Source organism: Thiomonas sp. 13-64-67, from assembly GCF_002282795.1.
In the GTDB taxonomy this organism is placed as follows: Bacteria; Pseudomonadota; Gammaproteobacteria; order Burkholderiales; family Burkholderiaceae_C; genus Thiomonas; species Thiomonas arsenitoxydans.
Genome location: NZ_NCKP01000076.1, coordinates 1 through 7,052, shown reverse-complemented (window position 1 = coordinate 7,052; position 7,052 = coordinate 1). Strand labels below are relative to the sequence as shown.

8 protein-coding genes are annotated in these 7,052 nt (G+C 66.7%); 5 read left to right on the top strand and 3 right to left on the bottom strand.

The annotated features are described in order from the left end of the window. The first annotated feature begins 184 nt into the window (after positions 1–184). The gene (locus B7X30_RS13975; RefSeq protein ID WP_286731343.1) at positions 185–391 is read left to right on the top strand and encodes a CopZ family metallochaperone; all 207 of its coding nucleotides are present in this window, start codon (positions 185–187) and stop codon (positions 389–391) included. Positions 392–701: 310 nt separating this feature from the next. Here B7X30_RS13975 and tgt read toward each other — a convergent pair whose 3' ends face one another. Beyond that, a complete protein-coding gene (tgt, locus tag B7X30_RS13970; RefSeq protein WP_286731341.1) occupies positions 702–1,841 on the bottom strand; it encodes a tRNA guanosine(34) transglycosylase Tgt in 1,140 nt (379 codons plus the stop codon). Between the two features lie 62 nt (positions 1,842–1,903). Between tgt and B7X30_RS13965 the strand changes: the two genes are divergently transcribed. From B7X30_RS13965 to B7X30_RS13950, 4 genes are read left to right on the top strand one after another with little or no spacing between them, the layout of a single operon-like run. Further along, positions 1,904–3,037, top strand: a complete 1,134-nt coding sequence (locus B7X30_RS13965) for an MlaE family ABC transporter permease (RefSeq protein ID WP_286731338.1) — start codon at positions 1,904–1,906, stop codon at positions 3,035–3,037. Further along, a complete protein-coding gene (locus tag B7X30_RS13960) occupies positions 3,034–3,828 on the top strand; it encodes an ABC transporter ATP-binding protein (RefSeq protein ID WP_286731337.1) in 795 nt (264 codons plus the stop codon). The genes B7X30_RS13965 and B7X30_RS13960 overlap by 4 nt, the downstream gene beginning before the upstream one ends. A 4-nt stretch (positions 3,829–3,832) precedes the next feature. Continuing rightward, positions 3,833–4,801, top strand: a complete 969-nt coding sequence (locus tag B7X30_RS13955; protein WP_286731336.1) for an MlaD family protein — start codon at positions 3,833–3,835, stop codon at positions 4,799–4,801. Beyond that, positions 4,798–5,427: an ABC-type transport auxiliary lipoprotein family protein gene (locus B7X30_RS13950; RefSeq protein WP_286731334.1), complete on the top strand. Its 630-nt coding sequence runs from the start codon at positions 4,798–4,800 to the stop codon at positions 5,425–5,427. Before B7X30_RS13955 ends, B7X30_RS13950 begins: the two co-directional genes overlap by 4 nt. A gap of 13 nt (positions 5,428–5,440) precedes the next feature. Here the strand turns inward: B7X30_RS13950 and B7X30_RS13945 are convergent, their stop codons facing one another. Both B7X30_RS13945 and queA read right to left on the bottom strand, forming a co-directional pair. Then, positions 5,441–6,058, bottom strand: coding sequence for a DUF2202 domain-containing protein (locus B7X30_RS13945; protein ID WP_286731333.1), 618 nt, complete (start codon positions 6,056–6,058; stop codon positions 5,441–5,443). A 61-nt stretch (positions 6,059–6,119) separates the two neighbouring features. Further along, positions 6,120–7,052: tRNA preQ1(34) S-adenosylmethionine ribosyltransferase-isomerase QueA (queA, locus tag B7X30_RS13940; RefSeq protein ID WP_286731330.1), on the bottom strand; the 933-nt coding region annotated here is incomplete at its 5' end.

The following is a 7,052-nucleotide window of genomic DNA, read 5'->3' as shown; positions in this document are numbered from 1 at the left end:
GCGCGAAGACGCGGCCAACCAGCAGATCGTGGTCGACTTCATGAACCCCACCTCGGTGCTCGGCTTGATCGACAAACCCGAAGTGCACGCCATTGCCAAGGAAGTCTGCGAAAAGCTGATGAAGGTACGCGACGCCCTCGCCCAACCCGCCTGATCTCTAGCCACTACAACAGGAGAAAAACTCATGAACACCGTGCAACTTCAAGTCACCGGCATGACCTGTGGTCACTGCGTCGCCGCCGTGACCAAGGCGCTAAAATCCGTCCCCGGCACGCAGGACGCGCAGGTCGATCTGGCCAGCGGCCGCGCCACCGTGCAGGGCAACGCCGCACCCGAAGCGCTGGTCAAGGCCGTCGCCGATGAGGGCTACGGGGTGACGCTCAAGGATTGAATCAGCGTTTCACGGGCTTACCGCAACTGCCTTCGGCTCAACGTCGGCGGATGCTGGACGGCCGAGTAGGAAGAAGCCTTGCACGCGGTCGGGCGCATGGCAACGCAATTGGCTGCCGGTTAAGAGAACCTCTCAAGGAAACGCCGGGCCGCCCCAAGCTTCCTTGTCCACCTCGCGGCTTGCAAGCCGCTCGGATTCGGCTCCGTCCAAGCTGCCGCAGGGCCGCTTGGAGCCGTGGGCCTCATCCCCCTCGGGGGGCGGGCTGGGCCGTCCCCTTCCCGACCTCACCCACGACGTGGGGGAGGTGAGATCACACCCCGCGCGCCCGGTCGGCGTGGAACTGAGCGACGAAGGCGTCGAAAGCCTCGGCGTCGAGCGCGGTGCGCATGCCGCGCATGAGTTGCAGGTAGTAGTGCAGGTTATGCGTGGTGGCCAGCATGCCGAACAGCATTTCGCCGCAGCGGTCGAGATGGTGCAGATAGGCGCGCGAGAACTGTCGGCAGGTGGCGCAGGTGCAGGTGTCGTCAAGCGGTCGTTCGTCCTGCTTGAAGCGGGCGTTGCGGATGCGCAGATCGCCGAAGCGGGTGAACAGATGGCCGTTGCGCGCATTGCGTGTGGGCATGACGCAATCGAACAGGTCGATGCCCGCGCTCACACCGTCCACCAAATCTTCCGGCGTGCCCACGCCCATGAGGTAACGCGGCTTGTGGGCGGGCAGGCGCGGCGCGGTGTGGCGCAGCAGGCGCAGCATGTCGTCTTTGGGCTCGCCCACGCTCAGGCCGCCGATGGCGTAGCCGGGCAGATCGAGCGCGGCGAGGCCGTCTAGCGAAGCGTCTCGCAGCGGCTCGAACATGCCGCCCTGCACGATGCCGAACAGGGCGTTGGGGTTTTCCAGCCGCGCGAATTCGGCCTTGCAGCGCGCGGCCCAGCGCAGCGACAGTTCCATCGATTCGCGCGCCTCTGCTTCGGTCGTGATGTGTTTTTGCCCGGCGCGATCGACGTCGTAAGGCGTGCATTCGTCGAACTGCATGACGATGTCGGAGCCCAGCACGGTCTGGATCTGCATGCTCACCTCGGGGGTGAGGAACAGCTTGTCGCCGTTCACCGGCGAGGCGAAACGCACGCCTTCCTCGCTGATCTTGCGCATCGCCCCCAGGCTCCACACCTGAAAGCCGCCGCTGTCGGTGAGGATGGGCGCGTCCCAGCCGATGAAGCGGTGCAGGCCGCCGAACTGCCGCACCACGTCGAGCCCCGGGCGCAGCCAGAGGTGAAAGGTGTTGCCCAGAATGATCTGCGCGCCCGCCGTTTTCAGGCCATCGGGCGTGATGCCTTTAACGGTGCCGTAAGTCCCCACCGGCATGAACTGCGGGGTGTCGATGACACCGTGATTGAGGGTGAGCGTGCCGCGGCGGGCCTGGCCTGCGGTGTGGTGAACGGTGAATTGCAGCATGGGCGACATTGTTTCAGACTTGCCGTGGCGCGCATCGTCCGATCCGCTAACCTATGCACGCCATGACTGCCCCTTCAACCGCCGACGCCCCCGCCACCCTGGACTGGATGGCGCAGGAGGACGCGCCTGAGCGGCGCGTGTGCCGCCTGCTGGGCGCGTGGAATGCGCAAGGTCTGGCGCGCGAGCCGAACACCCATCTGCCCGCAGGCACGCGGCACGTCACCCTCGACGCCAGCGCCACCACACTCGACACACCCGGCGCGCTGCTGCTGGTGCGCAGCATGGCGCAGTGGCAAAGCGCCGGGGCCACGGTGGACGCAAGCGGCCTGAGCCCGCCGCAGCAGCAGTTGCTCGATCTGGTGCGCCAGCGCGCGCTGGCGTTGCCGCCGGCCGCGCGCCGCCTCGGCTTGCTGGGCGACATCGGCCGCGCCACGCTCATTGCGCTGGACGAACTGCGCGCGCTGCTGGCCTTCGTCGGCGAACTGGTGTGGCGTGGTGCGCCGCTGCTGCTGCAACCCTGGCGCGTGCGCTGGCGCGAAGTCATTCACGAAATCGACGCGGCGGGGCTGCGCGCCATCGGCATCATCGGCCTGCTGTCTTTTCTCATCGGCATGGTCATGGCGTATCAGGCCGGGGCCACGCTGGCGACCTATGGCGCCAACATTCTCATTGTCAATCTGGTGTCCATCATCACCCTGCGCGAACTCGGGCCTCTGCTCACCGCCATTCTGGTGGCCGGGCGCACCGGCTCGTCGTACACCGCGCAGATCGGCACCATGCGCATCACCGAAGAGGTGGATGCGCTGCGCGCGCTCGGGCTGTCGCCCTTTGAGATGCTGGTGCTGCCCAAGGTCATCGCCCTGGTCATCACCCTGCCTCTGCTGGCGCTGTTTGCCGACGTGATGGGGCTGGCGGGCGGTGGGGTCGTGGCTGCGGTCGGCTATGGCGTGCCGCTGAGCGAATACGTCGCGCGCATTCCGCAAGTGGTGGGGCTCAAGACCCTGGTGCTCGGCCTGGTGAAAGCGCCGGTTTTCGCCGTGGTCATCGCCCTGGTGGGCTGCATGCAGGGCCTGCGCGTTGCGGGCAGCGCGGCAGCGGTGGGGCGCGCCACCACGGTGAGCGTGGTGCAGGCCATCTTTCTGGTGATCGTGATCGACGCCAGTTTTTCGGTGCTCTACAACCTGCTGCACCTATGAACGCAGCCGATCTGGTCATCGACGCGCAAGGCATCGTCAACCGTTTCGGCGACGTGGTGGTGCACGAGGGCCTGAACCTGGCCGTGCCGCGCGGCGCCATCATGGCGCTGGTGGGTGGCTCGGGCTCGGGCAAGACGGTGCTGGTGCGCAGCCTGCTCTTGCTGCGCGCACCCAGCGGCGGCACGCTCAAGCTGTTCGGCCAGGACGCGCTGGCCGCAAGCGACGCGCAGCGGCAAGCGCTGCGCCAGCGCATCGGCGTGCTGTTCCAAGGCGGCGCGCTATTCACCGGCCTGACCGTGCTGGAAAACGTGCTGCTGCCGCTGCGCGAGCAAGGCTTGGTCGACAAACGCCTGCTGCCCGAACTGGGCATGCTCAAGATCGGTCTGGCCGGGCTGCCCGCCGATGCGGCGCACAAATATCCGGCTGAACTCTCGGGCGGCATGGTCAAGCGCGCGGCGCTAGCCCGCGCGCTGGCGCTCGACCCGGAGTTGCTGGTGCTCGACGAGCCGACCTCGGGCCTCGACCCGATCGGCGGCGCGGCGTTCGACCGGCTCATCCGCGAGCTACGCGACCTGCTGGGGCTGACTATTCTGCAAGTCACGCACGATCTCGATTCGATCTGGCACGGCAGCGACACGGTGGCGTTTCTCGCCCGCAAAAAAATGCTGGCGGTCGGCCCCGCTGCAGAACTGGCGCAGCGCGACGAGCCCGAGCTGGTCGCCTATTTCCGCGGCAGCCGTTCGGCCGCCTATTTGCATGAAATGACGCACGAAACGACTTCACGGGGTTGATCGCATGGAATCCAAAGTCAATTACACCGCCGTCGGCCTGTTCGTGGTGCTGCTGGGCGCGCTGCTCGGCGGCCTGGGCTGGTGGCTGGCCACCGGCGGCAAGCAGACCGCCACCCGGCCGTATCTGATCTACGCCACCGACAACGTCAGCGGCCTGAAAACCGACAGCAATGTGCTCTACCGCGGCGTCACCGTGGGCAAGGTCGCAAGCATCGAGATCGACCCGAAAAACCCGGCCCTCATCCGCATCAAGGTCGAGATCGACAGCGCGGTGCCGGTGCGCAACGACACCGTGGCGCAGCTCAGTCCGCTGGGCGTCACCGGGCTGTCGGCGGTGAACCTGATCGGCGGCGCCTCGTCGACACCGCTGCCCACCCCGCCCGGCGAGCCTGACCCGGTCATTCCCTACAAGCCCTCGGTGTTCACCCAGATCGAGGGCGGCATCAACGACGCGGCCATCACCCTGGCGCGCATCAGCCAGCGGGTGGACGCGCTGCTCAGCCCGGCCAATGTGCAGTCGATCAGCGACACGCTGCGCAATCTGCAGACCCTCTCCGCCGCTCTGGCGGCCAATCAGAACAACATCAATCAGATGTTTGCCAACGCACGCCAGACCAGCGCCAATCTGTCGCAGATGAGTGCGCAAGGCAGCGCGCTCATGCAGCAAAGCCAGGCGCTGGTGAAGCGGCTCGATGGCGTGTCGGCCCAGCTTGGCGGCTTGATGCCGCAGATCGGCGCCGCAGCCAACAGCGTTGCCCAGGCCGGAGACACCACCACCGCTTTTACCCAGGCTGGCGTGCAGGCCATGACTCAGCTTCAGACCCGCACCCTGCCCGAAGTGGACGCGCTGGCGCGCAATTTGCAGCAGCTCAGCAGCCAGCTCGGCGCGCTGACCGAAAACCTCAAAGCCAACCCTAGCCAATTGCTGTACGGCCCGGCCTTGCCGCCGCCGGGCCCGGGAGAAAAACCATGACCGTCTCTTTTGTTTTGCGGCTGCGCCGCGCCGCCCTGGCCGCTTTGCTGAGCCTGACCTTGGCCGCCTGCGCCCTGCCCGTCAACCGTGCGCCGGTGCAGCAAACCTACCGCCTGACCGCGCCCGAGATCCGCACCGCGCCGCTACCGCAAGCCACGGTGATTCAGCTCCTGCCGGTGCGCGCCGCTGCTGGATTTCAGTCGCCCGCCATGATGTACAGCCGCAGCCCCGACACGCTGGAACCCTACCGTGACAGCCGCTGGCTCGCCCCGCCGGCCCAGCTGGTGGGCGAAGCCATCGACCGCACCCTGAGCCGCCAGCTGTGGGTCAGCGCCGTGCAACAGCAGGCCGTGCTGGTGAACGCGCCGTGGACGCTGCACTGCAAGCTGAACCGGCTGGAGCATGATGTTCATGCGAATCAGGGCACCGTGCACTTGGATCTGGTGTGCGATCTGGCGAACCAGCGCACCAGCCGCATTGCCGCGCATTGGCATTTCGACGGCCGCCAGACCATCGCGGTAAACGACGCCGCGCACTTCGCGCAGGGCGCGCAGACCCTGCTGGATCAGGCGCTCAAAAACATCGTCGAACATACCCGCGCTGCCATTGCGGCAGCGCAGTCCTGACGCATCCGACCCATCAGCACTCTTCGCGCTCGCTCCAGGCCACGGCCTCGAAGTCGCTCAGGCTCAGGTATTGCGGCACATACTCGCCACGATGGCGCTGCAGATGGCGGAAGAACGCGCGCAGATGATTGCGCGAGCCGCGCTCCAGGTCGTCGTAAACCGCCAGAATTTCCGGCTGACGGGCGCGGCTGCGCGCTTCGACCAGATCAAAAATATCCAGCTCTTCGATCAGCAGCCCAACCTTGATGGCGTCGAGCTCGCTGCGCAGGCCGCGTTCCACCAACTGGTGGTACAAGCTCTGAAAGTCGGGCGTGCGAAACTCGCCCACCGCCAAACCCTCCGCCGGGTCAGGCAGGTCGTAATGCGTCAGCAAGGCGGCGATGGCGTCCATATGCGCCTGCTCGGCTCCGCTGATGTTGACCAAAGGCCGCAGCGCCCAACGCTCGCCGAGTTGCAGATAGACATCGCGGGCGATTTTCTCTTCTTCGCGCATGTGCAGCAGGTCATGCTCTTCCTCGGCGCTGAGCGCTTGGGCGGTGTGCGACTGAATGCGCTGGCGAATGGCCGCCATATGCTCGGTGCGGTGTTGATGCCGGTCCTGCATGAACCGGGGGGAGAGGATTTGTTCCATGATGGCGTCCAGTCTGAAATGGTTTTTCATTCTGGGCGCATGACGCCAGCATGGGTTTGCGTCAGCGCAAATCCTGACGGGTCAGCCACATGGCATCTCCGTAGCTGAAAAACCGGTAGCGCTGGGCAATGGCATGGGCATAGGCGACGCGGATGGTGTCCATGCCGGCAAAGGCCGACACCAGCATCAGCAAGGTGGATTTGGGCAGATGAAAATTGGTCAGCAGCGCGTCCACCACGCGAAAGCGATATCCCGGCGTGACGAACAGCGCGGTATCGCGGGCGCCTGGCAGCACGGCGCCGTCTGGGGCCCCGGCGGCTTGCGCCGCCAGCGCGGCCGATTCGAGCGCACGCATGGCCGTCGTGCCCACCGCAACTACCCGCGGGGCGGCGTGCAGCTGGCCTGCCGCGCGCGCCTGCGCTTGCCGCATCCGCACTTCAGCAATCGCTTGCGCGGTCGCCTCGGGCACGGTGTACCACTCGCTGTGCATCTGGTGCTGCCGCAGATCGTTCACCCGCACCGGCTGAAACGTGCCCGCTCCCACGTGCAGGGTGACGGCTGCGCGCTGCGCGCCCATCGCGTCGATTTTCGCCAGGATGGCCTCGTCGAAGTGCAGCCCCGCCGTGGGCGCCGCCACCGAGCCGGGGTGCTGCGCATACACCGTCTGGTAGCGCTGCACATCGTCACAGCCCGGCGCGTGGGTGATGTAGGGCGGCAAGGGCACCGCACCGTACTGCTGCAACAAGGCCAGAGGCTCGGCTGGAAACTCCAGTTCGAACAAGCCGCCATCCGGCCCGGCCCGGCCCACGGTCGTCACGGCGAAAAGCGGCGCCGATGCGTGCGGCTCGTCGCCTGCCGCGGCATCGGGTCGAGCCGCACCCAGCCACAGCACCTGGCCCGGCTTGGGCGATTTGCTCGCCCGCACATGCGCCCAGACCCGGTTGTCCGCCCGCACCCGCTCCACCAGCACTTCCACCGCGCCGCCCAAAGCGGC

Bases quoted from the DNA above. Each gene is read 5' to 3' on its own strand.
- tgt (WP_286731341.1), bottom strand. From the start codon at position 1,841: ATGCTGCAATTCACCGTTCACCACACCGCAGGCCAGGCCCGCCGCGGC.
- B7X30_RS13945 (WP_286731333.1), bottom strand. From the start codon at position 6,058: ATGGAACAAATCCTCTCCCCCCGGTTCATGCAGGACCGGCATCAACAC.
- B7X30_RS13950 (WP_286731334.1), top strand. From the start codon at position 4,798: ATGACCGTCTCTTTTGTTTTGCGGCTGCGCCGCGCCGCCCTGGCCGCT.
- B7X30_RS13975 (WP_286731343.1), top strand. From the start codon at position 185: ATGAACACCGTGCAACTTCAAGTCACCGGCATGACCTGTGGTCACTGC.
- B7X30_RS13955 (WP_286731336.1), top strand. From the start codon at position 3,833: ATGGAATCCAAAGTCAATTACACCGCCGTCGGCCTGTTCGTGGTGCTG.
- B7X30_RS13965 (WP_286731338.1), top strand. From the start codon at position 1,904: ATGACTGCCCCTTCAACCGCCGACGCCCCCGCCACCCTGGACTGGATG.
- B7X30_RS13960 (WP_286731337.1), top strand. From the start codon at position 3,034: ATGAACGCAGCCGATCTGGTCATCGACGCGCAAGGCATCGTCAACCGT.